The 16,441-nt window shown below is 62.1% G+C and carries 12 protein-coding genes; 3 read left to right on the top strand and 9 right to left on the bottom strand.

Annotated elements, in window-relative coordinates; all coding sequences use genetic code 11:
• Window positions 1-9: 9 nt before the first annotated feature.
• The 3 genes from ACZYR5_RS06960 to ACZYR5_RS06950 form a co-directional block, all read right to left on the bottom strand.
• Complete coding sequence (locus ACZYR5_RS06960) at window positions 10-1,260, bottom strand: sarcosine oxidase subunit beta (RefSeq protein ID WP_003206307.1); 1,251 nt, start codon at window positions 1,258-1,260, stop codon at window positions 10-12.
• Between the two features lie 22 nt (window positions 1,261-1,282).
• On the bottom strand, window positions 1,283-2,536 hold the full coding sequence (locus ACZYR5_RS06955; RefSeq protein ID WP_027617101.1) for a serine hydroxymethyltransferase: 1,254 nt from the start codon (window positions 2,534-2,536) through the stop codon (window positions 1,283-1,285).
• A gap of 320 nt (window positions 2,537-2,856) precedes the next feature.
• On the bottom strand, window positions 2,857-3,573 hold the full coding sequence (locus ACZYR5_RS06950; protein WP_489088593.1) for a TraX family protein: 717 nt from the start codon (window positions 3,571-3,573) through the stop codon (window positions 2,857-2,859).
• A gap of 127 nt (window positions 3,574-3,700) precedes the next feature.
• Here ACZYR5_RS06950 and ACZYR5_RS06945 point away from each other — a divergent pair, with 127 nt between their 5' ends.
• Window positions 3,701-4,741: a threonine aldolase family protein gene (locus tag ACZYR5_RS06945; RefSeq protein WP_489088594.1), complete on the top strand. Its 1,041-nt coding sequence runs from the start codon at window positions 3,701-3,703 to the stop codon at window positions 4,739-4,741.
• A 183-nt stretch (window positions 4,742-4,924) separates the two neighbouring features.
• Window positions 4,925-5,749 carry an SDR family oxidoreductase gene (locus tag ACZYR5_RS06940; RefSeq protein ID WP_489088595.1) on the top strand — a complete coding sequence of 275 codons (825 nt, stop codon included), beginning with the start codon at window positions 4,925-4,927 and terminating at the stop codon, window positions 5,747-5,749.
• Between the two features lie 131 nt (window positions 5,750-5,880).
• Here ACZYR5_RS06940 and gbcB read toward each other — a convergent pair whose 3' ends face one another.
• A complete protein-coding gene (gene gbcB / locus ACZYR5_RS06935; RefSeq protein WP_489088596.1) occupies window positions 5,881-6,981 on the bottom strand; it encodes a glycine-betaine demethylase subunit GbcB in 1,101 nt (366 codons plus the stop codon).
• A 296-nt stretch (window positions 6,982-7,277) separates the two neighbouring features.
• Between gbcB and gbcA the strand changes: the two genes are divergently transcribed.
• Entirely contained in the window at window positions 7,278-8,573 is a 1,296-nt protein-coding gene (gbcA, locus tag ACZYR5_RS06930; protein WP_489088597.1) for a glycine-betaine demethylase subunit GbcA, read from the top strand.
• Window positions 8,574-9,215: 642 nt separating this feature from the next.
• Here gbcA and ACZYR5_RS06925 read toward each other — a convergent pair.
• The 5 genes from ACZYR5_RS06925 to dgcA form a co-directional block, all read right to left on the bottom strand.
• Window positions 9,216-10,145, bottom strand: a complete 930-nt coding sequence (locus ACZYR5_RS06925) for an RHS repeat-associated core domain-containing protein (protein WP_489088598.1) — start codon at window positions 10,143-10,145, stop codon at window positions 9,216-9,218.
• A 109-nt stretch (window positions 10,146-10,254) separates the two neighbouring features.
• Entirely contained in the window at window positions 10,255-11,025 is a 771-nt protein-coding gene (gene etfB, locus ACZYR5_RS06920) for an electron transfer flavoprotein subunit beta (protein WP_489088599.1), read from the bottom strand.
• 15 nt (window positions 11,026-11,040) lie between these two features.
• On the bottom strand, window positions 11,041-12,261 hold the full coding sequence (etfA, locus tag ACZYR5_RS06915) for an electron transfer flavoprotein subunit alpha (protein WP_489088600.1): 1,221 nt from the start codon (window positions 12,259-12,261) through the stop codon (window positions 11,041-11,043).
• Window positions 12,261-14,204, bottom strand: a complete 1,944-nt coding sequence (dgcB, locus tag ACZYR5_RS06910) for a dimethylglycine demethylation protein DgcB (RefSeq protein WP_489088601.1) — start codon at window positions 14,202-14,204, stop codon at window positions 12,261-12,263. The genes etfA and dgcB overlap by 1 nt, the downstream gene beginning before the upstream one ends.
• A 166-nt stretch (window positions 14,205-14,370) precedes the next feature.
• Window positions 14,371-16,431, bottom strand: coding sequence for a dimethylglycine demethylation protein DgcA (gene dgcA / locus ACZYR5_RS06905; protein ID WP_489088602.1), 2,061 nt, complete (start codon window positions 16,429-16,431; stop codon window positions 14,371-14,373).
• Window positions 16,432-16,441 lie beyond the last annotated feature (10 nt).

The following is a 16,441-nucleotide window of genomic DNA, read 5'->3' as shown; positions in this document are numbered from 1 at the left end:
AGTCTCCTGTTAGTGGGCGACGGCAGCAGCGCCGTGTTCGTCGATGAGGGCGCCGTTGTGGAAACGGTCGATGGAAAACGGTGCGGCCAATGGGTGCATTTCACCCTTGGCCAGACTGGCGGCAAACACGTTGCCCGAGCCCGGCGTGGCCTTGAAGCCACCGGTGCCCCAACCGCAGTTGAAGAACATGTTCGGCACCGGGGTTTTCGAGATGATCGGGCAGGCGTCCGGCGTGGTGTCGACGATGCCGCCCCACTGGCGGTTCATGCGCACTCGCGAGAGCACCGGGAACATTTCGACGATGGCCTGGATGGTGTGCTCGATCACCGGGTACGAACCGCGCTGGCCGTAGCCGTTGTAGCCGTCGATGCCGGCGCCGATCACCAGGTCGCCCTTGTCGGACTGGCTGATGTAACCGTGCACGGCGTTGGACATGATCACGCTGTCGATGATCGGCTTGATCGGCTCCGACACCAGCGCTTGCAGCGGGTGGGATTCGATCGGCAGACGGAAACCGGCGAGCTTGGCCATGTGCCCGGAGTTACCGGCCGTGACCACGCCGACGCGCTTGGCGCCGATGAAGCCCTTGTTGGTTTCGACACCGATACACACGCCGTTTTCCTTGCGGAAACCGATCACTTCGGTCTGCTGGATCAGGTCCACGCCGAGGGCGTCAGCAGCCCGGGCAAAGCCCCAGGCCACGGCATCGTGACGGGCCACGCCGCCGCGACGCTGGACGGTGGCGCCCATCACCGGGTAACGGGTGTTTTTCGAGCAGTCGAGGTACGGAATCTCGTCGGCCACTTGTTTGGCGTTGAGCAGTTCGCCGTCGACGCCGTTGAGGCGGTTGGCGCTGACCCGACGCTCGGAGTCACGAATGTCCTGCAGGGTGTGGCACAGGTTGTAGACGCCGCGCTGGGAGAACATCACGTTGTAGTTGAGGTCCTGGGACAGGCCTTCCCACAGTTTCATCGCGTGTTCGTACAGGTGCGCCGACTCGTCCCACAGGTAGTTGGAGCGAACGATGGTGGTGTTGCGCGCGGTGTTACCGCCGCCCAGCCAGCCTTTCTCGACCACGGCCACGTTGGTGATGCCGTGCTCTTTGGCCAGGTAGTAGGCGGTCGCCAGGCCATGCCCGCCACCGCCGACGATGACCACGTCGTAGACTTTTTTCGGGGTCGGCGTGCGCCACATGCGCTGCCAGTTTTCGTGGTGGCTGAGTGAGTGTTTGAAGAGGCCGAAGCCCGAGTAGCGTTGCATAGTCATTTACTCCAAGACCGACTCAGCGATAAACCGGGAAGTCTGCACACAGGGCCGCGACATGCTTGGCGACATTGGCCTCGACATCGGCATCGCCGAGGTTGTCGAGGATGTCGCAGATCCAGCCGGCCAGTTCCGTGCACTGCGCAACCTTGAAGCCGCGGGTGGTCACCGCCGGGGTGCCGATGCGCAGGCCCGAGGTGACGAATGGCGACTGTGGATCGTTCGGCACGGCGTTCTTGTTCACGGTGATGTGGGCGCGACCCAGTGCAGCGTCCGCCTCTTTGCCGGTGAGGCCCTGACGGATCAGGCTGACCAGGAACAGGTGGTTGTCGGTACCGCCGGACACTACATCGTAGCCACGTTTGATGAAGACGCTCGCCATCGCCTGGGCGTTGTCGATCACTTGTTGCTGGTAGGCCTTGAAGCCAGGTTCCAGCGCTTCCTTGAAGCACACGGCCTTGCCGGCGATCACGTGCATCAGCGGGCCGCCCTGGGCACCGGGGAATACGGCAGCGTTGAGTTTTTTCTCGATTTCTTCGTTGGCCTTGGCCAGGATCAGCCCGCCACGCGGACCACGCAGGGTCTTGTGGGTGGTGGTGGTGACCACGTCGGCAAACGGAATCGGGTTCGGGTACAGGCCAGCAGCGACCAGACCGGCAACGTGGGCCATGTCGACGAACAGCAGTGCGCCGACCTTGTCGGCGATCTGCCGGAAGCGCGGGAAGTCGAGGGTCTTGGAGTAGGCGGAGAAGCCGGCCACGATCATCTTCGGCTGGCACTCGACGGCCAGGCGCTCGACTTCGTCGTAATCGATCAGCCCGGTGTCGGTGTTGATCCCGTACTGCACGGCGTTATACAGCTTGCCCGAGGACGACACTTTGGCGCCGTGGGTCAGGTGACCGCCGTGGGCCAGGCTCATGCCGAGGATGGTGTCGCCGGCTTGCAGCAGGGCCAGGTACACCGCGCTGTTGGCCGACGAACCGGAGTGCGGCTGGACGTTGGCGTAGTCGGCACCGAACAGTTGCTTGGCGCGCTCGATGGCCAGGGCTTCGACCTTGTCGACGTGCTCGCAGCCACCGTAGTAGCGCTTGCCCGGGTAGCCTTCGGCGTATTTGTTGGTCAGGCCGCTGCCTTGCGCTTGCATGACGCGCTTGCTGGTGTAGTTCTCTGACGCGATCAGCTCGATGTGATCTTCCTGGCGTTGCTCCTCGGCATTCATCGCCGCCAGCAGTGCATCGTCGTAACCCTGGATCTGGTCTTGCTTGCTGAACATCGCGTCTCTCCCAGCGGCGGCGGTGCGCCATTCGTCTCGATAAGGCACGCGCCTTTCGGTGCTGCCCTTTGAGAGCGATGGTATGGCCGGCCAAGGGAGGTCAAATGCCTATGGGCGCCACGCAAAGGTGCGTTTACGACATGGCGTGAAATGACCGGCTGGAATGCCATCGCAAGTACACCCGATAACCCTTGTAGGAGCTGGCTTGTCGGGACGCCGCACCGCAGCGAAGGCGGTGGCACATTCAACACAGATGGCGGCTGCCCCACCGATATCGCTGGCAAGCCAGCTCCTACAGGGTTATGCATTTTTCCCAAGGGTTATGTGATGGCCTGTCGCACTGCGAGCAGAATCACAAAATGCACGGGATAAAGCCCATACGCCCATCGACGCATCGGCGGTGGTTTTACGTCCTTTACATGTCGCAAAAGGAACAGCCCCACCCCGGGCGCAATCAGGCAACTGACCACCGCCGCCATCGCCACGTGACTGCCCAACCGAATCGAGTAGTACAGCACCTGCCATTGATTGGCTGCCAGGCAGATCAACCCTGGCAGCAGGGCGAAATACCAGGGCCGGCGCAACACCAGCAACGTCGCCAGCGGCAGCAGCACACCGAACAAGCCGAACATCAGTTGCGACGAAAACACTGCCGCCAGCACCAATGCGCCGAGTGCCAGCCCACGCGCCTGCAGGGTCGGCGCCTGCCAACCACGCGCCACCAGCAGGCCCAGCACCAGGGTCGGCATCACATTCAGCGTGTCGGCATCGGCAATAAACAGCCGGTAGGGGATTTCACTCAGCGCGCTGAACAGCAGCAACCAACCCAGATAACGCCACGGCAGGCCGCCTGTCGTGGCCTGCCCGCGCGCCAGGTTGGCCGCCATCGCCAGGCAGAACCAGGGAAATGCCAGGCGCCCGGGCACGTACAGCCAATCGATGGCATAACCGATGTAGCGCAGGTGATCGAGCACCATGCACAACAGCGCCAGCCATTTCAGCAGATCGAGTGCACCATCGCGTTGCGTCGCGTGCATAATCACCCTTCGACAGTGGATCTTTCTGACAGACACGTCGCACGCGCCCCCGGATGATCTTCGGCCAGCGCAACTCTCATTGACCACGAGCGCTTCACCCCAAGCGCCTCGAACACGGAAGCCGGCCATGACCGATAAGAGCCAACAATTCGCCAGCGACAACTATTCCGGCATTTGCCCGGAAGCCTGGGCCGCCATGGAGCAGGCCAACCACGGCCATCAGCGCGCCTACGGCGATGATGAATGGACCGCCCGCGCCTCGGATCATTTCCGCAAACTGTTCGAAACCGACTGCGAAGTGTTCTTCGCCTTCAACGGCACCGCCGCCAACTCCCTGGCGCTGTCGTCACTGTGCCAGAGTTACCACAGCGTGATCTGCTCGGAAACCGCCCACGTCGAAACCGACGAATGCGGCGCGCCGGAGTTCTTCTCCAACGGCTCCAAGCTGCTGATCGCCGGCACCGAAAACGGCAAGTTGACCCCGGCTTCGATCCGCGAAATCGCCCTCAAGCGCCAGGACATCCACTACCCCAAGCCCCGCGTAGTGACCCTGACCCAGGCCACCGAAGTCGGCAGCGTCTACACCCCGGATGAAATCCGTGCCATCAGCGCCACCTGCAAAGAGCTGGGCCTGAACCTGCACATGGACGGCGCGCGCTTCTCCAACGCCTGCGCCTTCCTCGGCTGCTCGCCGGCCGACCTGACCTGGAAAGCCGGGGTCGACGTGCTGTGCTTCGGCGGCACGAAAAACGGCATGGCGGTGGGTGAGGCGATTCTGTTCTTCAACCAGAAGCTGGCCGAAGACTTCGACTACCGCTGCAAACAGGCCGGGCAACTGGCCTCGAAGATGCGCTTCCTCTCGGCACCCTGGGTCGGCATCCTGGAAAACGACGCCTGGCTCAAATACGCCCGCCACGCCAACCACTGCGCGCAGCTGCTGGCTGAGCTGGTCAGCGACATTCCCGGCGTCGAACTGATGTTCCCGGTCCAGGCCAACGGTGTGTTCCTGCAACTCTCGGAACCGGCGATTGCCGCGCTGACCGCCAAAGGCTGGCGCTTCTACACCTTCATCGGCAAAGGCGGCGCACGCTTCATGTGCTCGTGGGACACCGAGGAAGCGCGGGTGCGGGAATTGGCGGCGGATATTCGTGAGGTGATGGGGCACTGACCTCACCCAATCCACCCCTGTAGGAGCGAGCTTGCTCGCGAATGCGGTAGTTCAGCCAACATTGATGCTGGATCTGATTACGCCATCGCGAGCAAGCTCGCTCCTACACAGCACGCACCTGAAGACATCGTCTACATTGTCTGTCGAGCCTCGGCTCAGATAACAATAATCAGGAGCGCACGCATGTCCCTACAAGGCAAAACCCTGTTCATCACCGGCGCCAGCCGTGGCATTGGCCGCGAGATTGCCCTGCGCGCGGCGCGGGACGGGGCCAATATCGTGATCGCGGCCAAGAGCGCAGAACCCCACGCCAAACTGCCCGGGACCATTTTCAGTGTCGCCGAGGAAGTCGAAGCAGCCGGGGGCAAGGCGCTGGCCCTGCAGGTGGACGTGCGTGACGAGCTGGCGGTGCACGCAGCGCTGGCCAAGGCCGCTGAGCATTTCGGCGCCATTGATGGGCTGATCAACAACGCCGGGGCGATCAAGCTCACGGGCGTCCAGCACATCGAACTCAAGCGCTTCGACCTGATGCACCAGATCAACACCCGCGCCGTGCTGCTGTGCAGCCAGGCCGCCCTGCCCTATCTGAAAAAAACCGGCGGGCACATCCTCAACCTGTCGCCACCGCTCAATTTGGCCACCCAGTGGTTCGCCCAGTACAGCCCCTACACCGTGACCAAGTACGGCATGAGCATGCTGACCCTGGGCATGAGCGAGGAGTTCAAGAACTACGGGATCAGCGTCAACTCGCTATGGCCGCAAACCATGATCGCCACGGCGGCCATCGAGTTTCAGCTGGGCTCGCGGGAGTCGTTCAAACATGCGCGCACGCCGGCGATCATGGCTGATGCGGCGCATGTGATCCTGAGCAGCAGCGGGCGTCGCCTGACCGGGCGCTTGTTGATTGATGAGGAGATCTTGCGTGAGAACGGCGTGAGCGAGTTTGAGCATTATCGGTTTGAGCCGGGGAGCAAAGAAAAGCTTATGCCCGACCTGTTCGTTGACTGAAGAAACGCAACCTCTGTAGGAGCGAGCTTGCTCGCGAAGGACGTCAACGATGACGCGCATTGTCTGGATGTGCGCGGCGATCTCAGGTTCTTCGCGAGCAGGCTCGCTCCTACAGAGGGATATCGATTACCTCAATAATCAATCCGCACATCACCCTTCGGCACGCTGCAGCACGACAGGATGAAGCCTTCCGCTTCGTCTTCCTCGGTGATCCCGCCGTTGTGCTCCATCTCCACTTCGCCGCCCAGCTTGAGTACCTTGCAGGTGCCGCAGATGCCCATGCCACAGGCCTTGGGGATGAGCAAACCAACCTTGGCCGCCGCCGCATGCACGGTCTCGCCGGGGGCCACGCGAATGCTCTTGCCGGAGGAGGTGAACTCCACTTCGTGCAAATCCGCCGCATCCACTTCGGGCGCGTCGGCCGCCTGCTCGGCTTGCTCCACCGCATCGGCGCGAGCCTCGGGCGGGGTCGCGCCGAAGGATTCTTCGTGATAACGCTTCATGTCGAAACCGGCATTTTCCAGCAGGCGCTTGACCGCATTCATGTACGGCGTTGGGCCGCAGCAGAACACTTCGCGCTCGAGGAAGTCGGGCACCATCAGTTCCAGCATCTTGTGATTCAGGTACCCGCGATACCCCGCCCACGGCTCGCCCAGGCCGTGCTTCTCGCAGATCAGGTGCAGGCTGAAGTTATCGATCCGCGACGCCATGTGTTCCAGTTCGCGATGATAAATGATGTCTTTCGGCGAGCGGGCGCTGTGGATAAACGTCATGTCGACGTTGCCATTGGTGTCGTAGAACCAGCGGGCCATCGACATGCACGGGGTGATGCCGACGCCGCCGCTGAGGTACAGCACTTTCGGGCTGGGGAAGTCGATGGCGTTGAACAGCCCGACCGGCCCGTGTACCGCCAGCTCCTGGCCTTCGTGCAGGGTGTCGTGCAGCCAGTTGGAAACCTTGCCGCCGGGCACCCGCTTGATGGTCACCGAGAAGCTGTAGGGCACCGACGGCGAGCTGGAAATGGTGTACGAACGCATGATCGGCTGGCCTTCGATCTCCAGCTCCAGGGTGACGAACTGCCCCGGTTTGAAGAAGAACATGATCGGCTGGTCGGCCATGAAGCAGAAGGTGCGCACGTCCCAGGTTTCCTGGATGACTTTGACGCAACGGACAATGTGTCGGCCATTGGCCCAGGTCTGGGTGGTTACCGGGTTCAGGAAGCTGTTGGACATGCTGATCTCCACGGCCGACTGTCGGCCTCATGTTGGCGATTCTGCGTATAGCGCGAACCGCCCGTTTACCTATCTGCGACATTCACATGCTTATCGCGACCAGCCCCCAACCACCGGGGCTTGCGCGTCGGGAACAGATTGCACCATGTCGCCCATGGATAAGGTTCTGGCCCGCGCCGGCCCCACACTCGCCCCATACCAAGACACCACACTTACACCTTGCGTAGCATTCCACAGCAGTACACCTGATTAGCCACTTTCGCCGGCCACACAGAATGGCCTTGAGGATCACATCGATGGACGTCACCGCAAAAATCAGCCTGGGCGATCCGCTGGAACCCGCACGCAAGGCCACCGCGCAGATGCTTCAGGAACGCGAGCGCACCTTCTCGTTGCCGCAGCCGTTCTACAGTGACGAGCGCCTGTTCGATATCGACATGCAGGAGATCTTCCAGAAGGAGTGGTTGATCGCCGGCATGACCTGCGAGATCCCGACCAAGGGCAACTACCTGACCCTGCAGATCGGCAAGAACCCGATCATCGTGATTCGCGGCGCCGAGGGTGTGGTGCATGCCTTCCACAACGTCTGCCGGCACCGCGGTTCGCGTCTGTGTACCAGTGAGAAGGGCAAGGTCGCCAAGCTGGTCTGCCACTACCACCAGTGGACCTACGAACTCGACGGGCGCCTGCTGTTCGCCGGCACCGAGATGGGCGACGACTTCGACATGAAGCAGTACGGCCTCAAGCCGGTGAATGTGAAAACCGCCGGCGGCTACATCTTCGTCAGCCTGGCGGAAAATCCGCCTGCGATCGATGATTTCCTGTCGACGCTGAACCACTACATGGAACCCTACGACATGGAGAACACCAAGGTGGCAATTACCACCACCTTGATGGAAAAGGCCAACTGGAAACTGGTGCTGGAAAACAACCGCGAGTGCTACCACTGCAACGCCTCGCACCCGGAATTGCTGAAAACCCTGCTGGAGTGGGACGACGTCACCGACCCCCGCGCCGACCAGGCGTTCAAGGATCACGTGGCCGCCTCCGCCGCTGCCTGGGAGGCCGAGAAGATCCCGTACGCCCACGCCAGCTTCGGCCTGCGTAACCGCATCGTGCGCATGCCGCTGCTCAAGGGCACCGTGTCGATGACCATGGACGGCAAGCAAGGCTGCGCCAAGCTCATGGGCCGCATCAAGAACCCCGACCTCGGCTCGATGCGCATCCTGCACTTACCGCATTCGTGGAACCACTGCATGGGCGATCACATCATCGTCTTCACGGTGTGGCCGATCAGCGCCCAGGAGACCATGGTCACCACCAAGTGGATCGTCCACAAGGACGCCGTCGAAGGCGTGGACTACGACGTCGAGCGCATGCGCAAGGTGTGGGACGCCACCAACGACCAGGACCGTCGCCTGGCGGAAGAGAACCAGCGCGGCATCAACTCCACCGCCTACCAGCCTGGGCCTTACTCCAAGACCTATGAGTTTGGCGTGGTGAACTTTATCGATTGGTACAGTGGGCGGATGTTGCATAACCTGGGGGCGGAGCCGGCGCCGTATCTGAAGGGTGTTGCTGTCAGCAGCTAAGCTGTACGAATTTCGACCAATCACCTGTCCGGCCATGCCGGACAGGGCCTGCAACGATCCGCAAACAACTTATCCACACCTCCGCCCACAGCAAATGTGGGCAACTGTGGATCCTTCGATGATTTTTTCCACACAATGCCAATAAAAACCGTGACTTATTCAAATGAGCGGTTTTCACACGCAGCTGTATGTTTTTTGATCAATCCTCTTCAAGCCACGTTTTTAAAGGCCTATAGAGGATCGCGAACACCTTATCCACAGAACCGCCAACAGACTTTGGGGGCAAGTTGAGCAACGCGGCGACCTGGTGTGGAAAACTCACTCCAGGCTAGGAAAATTGTGGGTTCCAGAGGAAAAACACCTAGGAAATACGCAATCTGGTTAGTTATTGACCAAATCCTTGCAGGCCACGTTTTACATGGTCTACAGCCGACAGCAAACAACTTGTCCACAGAAGCGCCAACAGAGATTGGGGGCAAGTTTGAAAGCGTTGGACCTCTTGTTCACCGAAAAACCCTCGAAAAAACAACCACTCAAGGTGGTTGTTTTTCGTACAAGGGCTTGCAGGGCTTGCTGCGCATGGGGTGCAGCAAGGGGTGAACATGTTATCCACAGAAGCGCTCACAGGGATTGTGGGTAACCTCACCCACCAATACGTATATCGCTAGCCCGACGTGCAAGGATGAAACCGGATGCTGGGTTCGCGCCTGCAGAGGTGCGCGATAAACCATCCATTTCAATCGAAGTCTGCTGCAAAGGTAGATCTCTCGTAGCAGGCGCCGGAGGCGAGGTCGGAGCAGCAGTCGTCGAGGTTCTGGGTGGCGGCGGAGACCCAAGCATATTCCAGAAGTTATCTTTAACCCTTTTCCAAAGTTCGCCTTTTCTATAAAGCTCACGACCAGCTGAAAAAACTCTGTAGCCAATCCCGGCAGTAGACAACGTGATACCAGCGTTTGCTACAAAGGATCCGGACGCCACCCCTGCTAGCTGCATCGCAGCCCCTGTAAAATTCAGGGCTGCACCCGCGACGCTAACTTGAAAGCTGCGCAAAGTCCCGCCGACTGCTGGGGCCACCGTAAACGCGTTGGCGAGAAGTTCCAGATTGAGAGCAACTGACCAGGACCGTTGATAGGCCACACTGACCTCTAGAGCGGTGGAAAAGGCATTAATAGCGACATTGGCGGCGGCGCGCAGATACCTCCCCGTTGGATCGTTGAAGTTGATCGGATCGCCCTGGCAATACGCATAAGCATTGATCCCCCCCTTGCCAAACGGACTCAACCGATCCGGGCTATGAAACCTCATCAACACCGGGTTATAGACCCGATGCCCATTACCCAGGTGATACCAACCGGTAGAACGCTCGCGCAGTTGTCCATTGAAGCCAAGGCTGGCTCCAGGCGGACGCTGGCTGCTGGGCACGCCATAGGCGCTGTAGGCGAGCTGATTGGGGCCGGTGCGGTCGAGTTCGGCGAGGATGGATTGCTGCAGGTCGGTGGCCAGCAGCAGGGTGTGCAAGGCCGCCGGTGGAGTGACGGGGGAACGCGGGTGATTGGCAGAAAAGTTCATCATCTGGCCTCACATCGATCAAGGCGCCCCACAGGGCGTCTCGGATGCAGACCACGCTAGCAAACAGCGTCTGAAAGCAACACTAGCAGTTCTGCTAGTGTTGCCATCGCCGTCAGCGCACCACGCCTTCTTCGATCAGCAGCTTGAGAATCGCCTGGGCGCCCTCTTCGGCGCTGACACCCTTGAGCACCTGGCCCCCGCCGCCGCTGGCCTTGGCCGTGGCGGCTTTCATCCGATCTGCGCCGCTCTTGGCCTTGATCACCTTCAGGCGCTTGGGCCGCGGCTTGGCCGGTTGCAGGGTGGCGCTGGCGAGCAGTTCGTCGTCCAGCACTTCGACTTCATGGGCCTGCAGCACACCCCGACGCGCCGGGCCGTAGGCGCTCTGCCGAGGCTTGGGCGCGGCGTTGTCCACAGTTGCCAGAAACGGCAGGCGCACCTTCAGACGGCGTCGCTGGCCCCGTGGCAAGGCTTGCAGCACCAGGGCCGAGTTGCCGTCGATCGACTCGACCTCGGCCAGCCCCACCACCAGCGGCCAGCCGAGGTTTTCCGCAAGCAGGAACGGCAACATGCCCGAGCCTTCGCCGGTTTCCGCTTGGCTGCCGGTGAGCACCACCTGAGCACCTGCCCCACGCAGGTAGTCGGTCAGCGATGGCAAAGCATCGGCACCCGCCGGTTGCTCCAGCACATGCAACTGCTCCAGGCCCATGCCCAGGTAGGCGCGCAGCGCCGGTTCGGCGGTGTCGCCAGCGTGCAGCACTTGCAGGTTGTCGCCGGCCAGTTGCAGGCCGAGTTCGACCGCCCGCGCATCCTGATCGGCGCGACGCGGCCGGCCGGAGGTCGGGTGGGCGCCGATGGAGACCAGGCTGATGACTTTAGTACTCATGACCCCTTCCTTTCCTTAAGCCGCATCGCGCTTGGCGTCGTTGCGGTAAGCCGCCACCGCCGCGATCAAGGCGTGGAAAATTTCGCTGCTCTCGCCGATCACCGACAGGTCGGCGCGCTTGACCATGTCGCAGCCCGGATCGAGGTTGATCGCCACCACCTTGTCGCAGGCACCGATGCCCTGCAGGTGCTGGATCGCCCCGGAAATCCCCACCGCCACATACACGCGCGCGGTGACCCAGGTACCGGACGCGCCGACCTGCCGATCACGGGCCATGAAACCGTCGTCCACCGCCACCCGCGAGGCGCCTTCGGTAGCGCCCAGGGCCGCGGCGGTCTGATGGAACAGCTCCCAGTCCTTGACGCCGTTGCCGCCCGAGAAGATGAACTCGGCCTCGGCCATCGGAATCGCCCCCGGGTCCACCGCCACCGCGCCCAGATCCTCGATCCGCGACAGACTGCGCGCGACGCTTGTGGATAACTCCACCGGCAAGGCTTCGTGACGGGTTTCGCTGACCGGTTCGGCACATTCGACGGCGCCGAGGATCAAGCGCGCCAGTGGCCGCGCCAGGTCCTGCAAGCCCGCACCAGCACGGCCGATGCAGGCCTGATCCTTGACCTGCCAGACCCGGGTGGCCGGGCGTTCACCGAGGGCGGCGGCAAAGCGCCGACCCAGTTCGCCACCGCCACTGCGACTGTCGGGTAGCAGCCAGTGACGCGGGCTGAACTGGTTATCCACAGCCCGCAGGCCCTGGACCCGTTGCTCCGGTGCATAACCGTTGAATTCTTCGCCTTCCAGCGTCAGCACGTGGTCGACACCGGCGGTAGCGAAGGTGGTTTCCTTGTGCTCGCCAAACAGCACCACCAGCACCGCGCCGTCGTTGCCGGCCAATTGATGAGCCAGGCCCAGCAGGTCGCGGTCGTGGCTGCTCAAGCGGCCGCCGACCATGTCCGGCACCACGCAGATGTAGAACGCCGGGGCTGGCACCTGATGCAACGGCAATTGCACCTCGGCCGCCGCCGTGCGCTTGACCGTGCCGCCTTGCTGGGCGCCGCTGCGGTCAATGCGCTTGAGGCCGTTGGGGCCGATAAAACCCATGCCATGGGGGTTCTTGCGGATCACTCCGTTCGGCCCCATCCAGCTGTGTTGCGCCGGCTGCATGGCCGCGTGCAGCGGGTGCAGGCGGTTGCGGGCGATCCATTCGGCTCGCGGATCGCGACGGATAATCTCGCTCATCAATGCACCTCCGCAGGTTCGCGCTTGGTCGGTGCCTTGGCGGGGGCGGCGTCCTCAAGCAACGCATCGGCCACCAGCTCGGCAATGTCCTTGATCAAGGGTCGCGGTTCGACCACCCCTTCGAGCATCGCCGTGCACTGTGGACAACCCACCGCCACCAGCTCGGCACCGGTCTCGCGGATGTCTTCCATGCGCATGTCGGGGATCCGTTGTTTGCCCGGAATGTCGGTGATCGGCGCACCGCCACCGCCGCCACAGCAGCGCGAGCGGAAACCGGAGCGTTGCATTTCCTTGACCTCGATCCCAAGGGCGCGCAGCACCTGGCGCGGCGCCTCGTATTCGCCGTTGTAGCGGCCGAGGTAGCACGGGTCGTGGTAGGTCACGCTGTCGCCTTTGTGCTGGCCGAGATTGAGTGCGCCGGCATCGATGATTTCCGCCATGTAGGTGCTGTGGTGCTGCACCAGGTAGTTGCCGTCGAAGGCGCCGTACTCGTTTTTCAGCACATGGAAACTGTGCGGGTCGCAGGTGACGATGCGGTTGAAGCGGTACTTGGCCAGGGTCTGGATATTGCGATTGGCGAGCATCTGGAAGGTCGCTTCGTCGCCCAGGCGTCGGGCGACGTCACCGCTGTCGCGCTCTTCGAGACCGAGCACGGCAAAGTCGATTTTTGCTGCTTTCAACACTTTGACGAAGGCGCGCAAGGTACGCTGGTTGCGCATGTCGAAGGCGCCGTCGCCGACCCAGAACAGCACGTCGGTGGCTTTCTTTTCGCTCATGAGATTGAGGTTCAAGTCCGCCGCCCAGTTCATCCGCCCGCCCGGGGCAAAGCCGCCCGGGTTGTCGGTGGCGATCAGGTTTTCCAGGACTTCGGCGCCCTTGTTTGGCGTCGCGCCTTTTTCCAGGGTCAGATGGCGGCGCATGTCGACGATGGCATCGACGTGCTCGATCATCATCGGGCATTCCTCGACGCAGGCGCGGCAGGTGGTGCACGACCACAGGGTCTCGGCGTCCACCAGGCCGTTGACGATTGGCTGGTGCGGATTGCCGGCGTGTTCGCCGATGGCTTTTCCAGGATACGGGCTGCCGGCGAACTTGGCGTCGGAGCCACCGGCCAGGCCGACCACCATGTCCTGAATCAGTTTTTTCGGGTTCAGCGGTTGGCCGGCGGCGAACGCCGGGCACGCCGCTTCGCATTTACCGCACTGCACGCAGGCGTCGAAGCCGAGCAGTTGGTTCCAGGTAAAATCCTTGGGCTTTTCCACGCCCAAGGGGGCTTGAGGGTCGTTCAGGTCAAGCGGTTTAAGACCCGTTGAACGACCACCGCCAAAACGTTCGGCACGACGGTGCCAGGCCAGGTGCAAGGCACCGGCGAAGGCGTGCTTCATCGGCCCGCCCCAGGTCATGCCGAAGAACAACTCGGACACGCCCCACAGCACGCCAATGCCGAGAATCGCCGCCAGTAGCCAGCCGCCAAAATGCTCCGGAAGAATCCCCGCCACCGGCAAGGTCAGCACGAAGAACGACGCCGAGAACGCCAGCAGGCTTTTCGGCAAGCGCATCCACGGGCCTTTCGACAGGCGCGCAGGCGGATTGCGCCGACGCAGGTAGACGAAGATTGCGCCAACGAACATCACCACCGTCATCAGCAACAGGGCGTAGCCGAGCCAGCGGTTATGCAGGCCGAAGCCGTGGACGATGATCGCCAGGACGATCGACGCCACCGCGCCACCGGCTGTGGCTACGTGGGTATTGGCGATGTATTTGTCGCGGGCGACCACGTGGTGCAGGTCGACCATGTAGCGCTTGGGCATGGCCAGCAGGCCACCGAGCAGGTCGACCTTCGAGGCTCGGCCACGGCGCCACATATTCACCCGCCGCAGCGCGCCCAGGACACCAAGGCCCAGGGCGGCGAACAACAGGATTGGAAGAAGGGTGTTCAACATTGGTGTTGCTCCCAAAGATCTCGGGCTTAACAACTTGGATGTCTTGCCGGATACCCTGTAGGAGCGAGCCTGCTCGCGAAAAACCTGAGAACGCCGCGTTAAATCAGACTCTGCGCGTCATCGTTCACGTCCATCGCGAGCAGGCTCGCTCCTACAGGTAGCGTGCTTAGAAATCCTTGCACAGGCGCAGGGCGTCGTAGATGGCGGCGTGAACGTTACGCTGGGCCACGCAGTCGCCGATGCGGAACAGCAAGTAGCCGTCGCCGGCCTCGCTCAGGCATGGCTGCGGCTTGATCGCGAACAGCGCTTCGACGTCGACCTGGCCCTTGTTGCGCGAGCCTTCCTTGAGCGCGTAGTAGATCTGCTCGTCGGGACGCACGCCGTTTTCCACCACCACCTGGTCGACCACCCGCTCCTCTTTGGCGCCGGTGTATTCGTTCTCCAGCACCGCCACCAGCTTGTCGCCTTCGCGGTAGACCTTTTCCAGCATCATGTCGCCGGTCATGATCACTTCTTTCGGGTACATGCTGCGGTAGTAGGTCGGGAACGACGTACCGCCGATGGCCACGCCCGGCTTGATGTCGTCGGTGACGATCTCGACCTGGCTGCCTTTGTCTGCCAGGAAGTCGGCCACCGACATCCCGGTGAACTCGCAGATGGTGTCGTAGACCAGCACGTTCTTGCCCGGCGCCACTTTGCCGTCGAGCACGTCCCAGCTGCTGACCACCAGGCCTTCGTTCGCGCCCCAGTGTTCGTTCTGCTCGAGGAACGGATGACCGCCAACGGCGAGCACTACCACATCCGGACGCAGGTCCATGATGGTCGGCGCATCCGCCGCCACGCCCAGGCGCAGATCGACTTTCAGGCGCGCCAGTTCCAGTTGATACCAACGGGTGATACCGGCGATCTGGTCGCGCTGCGGCGCTTTAGAGGCCGTGGTGATCTGGCCGCCAATGAATTCTTTCTTCTCGAACAGGGTCACGTCGTGGCCACGTTCGGCGGCGACGCGTGCAGCTTCCATCCCGGCCGGACCGGCACCGACAACCACCACCTTGCGCTTGGCGCCGGTGGTTTTCTCGATGATGTGCGGCACGCCCATGTATTCACGGGAGGTCGCGGCGTTCTGGATGCACAACACGTCCAGGCCCTGGTACTGGCGGTCGATGCAGTAGTTGGCACCCACGCACTGCTTGATCTGATCGATCTGGCCCATCTTGATCTTGGCGATCAGGTGCGGGTCGGCGATGTGCGCACGGGTCATGCCGACCATGTCGACGTAGCCGCCTTCGAGAATCCGCGTGGCCTGGTTCGGGTCCTTGATGTTCTGTGCGTGCAGCACCGGGACCTTGACCACTTCCTTGATCCCGGCAGCCAGGTGCAGGAACGGCTCCGGTGGATAACTCATGTTGGGGATAACGTTGGCCAGGGTGTTGTGGGTGTCGCAACCCGAGCCGACCACACCGATGAAATCGAGCATGCCGGTGTCGTCGTAGTACTTGGCGATCTGCTTCATGTCTTCATGGGACAGACCGTCCGGGTGGAACTCGTCACCGCACAGGCGGATGCCCACGCAGAAATCGTCGCCCACCTCGGCACGTACCGCCTTGAGCACTTCGAGGCCGAACTTCATGCGGCCTTCGAAGGTACCGCCCCATTCGTCGGTACGCTTGTTGACCCGCGGGCTCCAGAACTGGTCGATCATGTGCTGGTGCACCGCCGACAGTTCCACACCATCGAGACCACCGGCCTTGGCCCGGCGCGCGGCCTGGGCGTAGTTGCCGATCACCCGCCAGATTTCTTCCGGCTCGATGGTCTTGCAAGTGGCGCGGTGTACCGGTTCACGGATACCGGACGGCGACATCAGGGTCGGCCAGTTGAAGCCGTCCCAACGCGAGCGACGGCCCATGTGGGTAATCTGGATCATGATCTTGGCGCCATGCTTGTGCATGGCGTCGGCGAGGTTCTGGAAGTGCGGGATGATCCGGTCGGTGGACAGGTTCACCGAGCTCCACCACTCCTGCGGGCTGTCGATGGCCACCACCGAGGAGCCGCCGCAAATCGCCAGGCCGATCCCGCCCTTGGCTTTCTCTTCGTAGTACTTCACGTAACGGTCGGTGGTCATACCGCCGTCAGTGGCATAGACCTCGGCGTGCGCGGTGCTGAGCACGCGGTTGCGGATGGTCAGTTTGCCGATCTGGATCGGCTGGAACATTGCTTCGAAAGCCATGGCCGGGTCC

The organism is Pseudomonas sp. F007, assembly GCF_057814275.1.
The sequence above is the reverse complement of the archived record's forward strand: the minus strand, read 5'-3'. Positions and strand labels throughout refer to the sequence as shown.

Coding starts and splice junctions, on each gene's coding strand:
- ACZYR5_RS06960 (WP_003206307.1), bottom strand. CDS start 1,260: ATGCAACGCTACTCGGGCTTCGGCCTCTTCAAACACTCACTCAGCCAC.
- ACZYR5_RS06955 (WP_027617101.1), bottom strand. CDS start 2,536: ATGTTCAGCAAGCAAGACCAGATCCAGGGTTACGACGATGCACTGCTG.
- ACZYR5_RS06950 (WP_489088593.1), bottom strand. CDS start 3,573: ATGCACGCGACGCAACGCGATGGTGCACTCGATCTGCTGAAATGGCTG.
- ACZYR5_RS06945 (WP_489088594.1), top strand. CDS start 3,701: ATGACCGATAAGAGCCAACAATTCGCCAGCGACAACTATTCCGGCATT.
- ACZYR5_RS06940 (WP_489088595.1), top strand. CDS start 4,925: ATGTCCCTACAAGGCAAAACCCTGTTCATCACCGGCGCCAGCCGTGGC.
- gbcB (WP_489088596.1), bottom strand. CDS start 6,981: ATGTCCAACAGCTTCCTGAACCCGGTAACCACCCAGACCTGGGCCAAT.
- gbcA (WP_489088597.1), top strand. CDS start 7,278: ATGGACGTCACCGCAAAAATCAGCCTGGGCGATCCGCTGGAACCCGCA.
- ACZYR5_RS06925 (WP_489088598.1), bottom strand. CDS start 10,145: ATGATGAACTTTTCTGCCAATCACCCGCGTTCCCCCGTCACTCCACCG.
- etfB (WP_489088599.1), bottom strand. CDS start 11,025: ATGAGTACTAAAGTCATCAGCCTGGTCTCCATCGGCGCCCACCCGACC.
- etfA (WP_489088600.1), bottom strand. CDS start 12,261: ATGAGCGAGATTATCCGTCGCGATCCGCGAGCCGAATGGATCGCCCGC.
- dgcB (WP_489088601.1), bottom strand. CDS start 14,204: ATGTTGAACACCCTTCTTCCAATCCTGTTGTTCGCCGCCCTGGGCCTT.
- dgcA (WP_489088602.1), bottom strand. CDS start 16,431: ATGGCTTTCGAAGCAATGTTCCAGCCGATCCAGATCGGCAAACTGACC.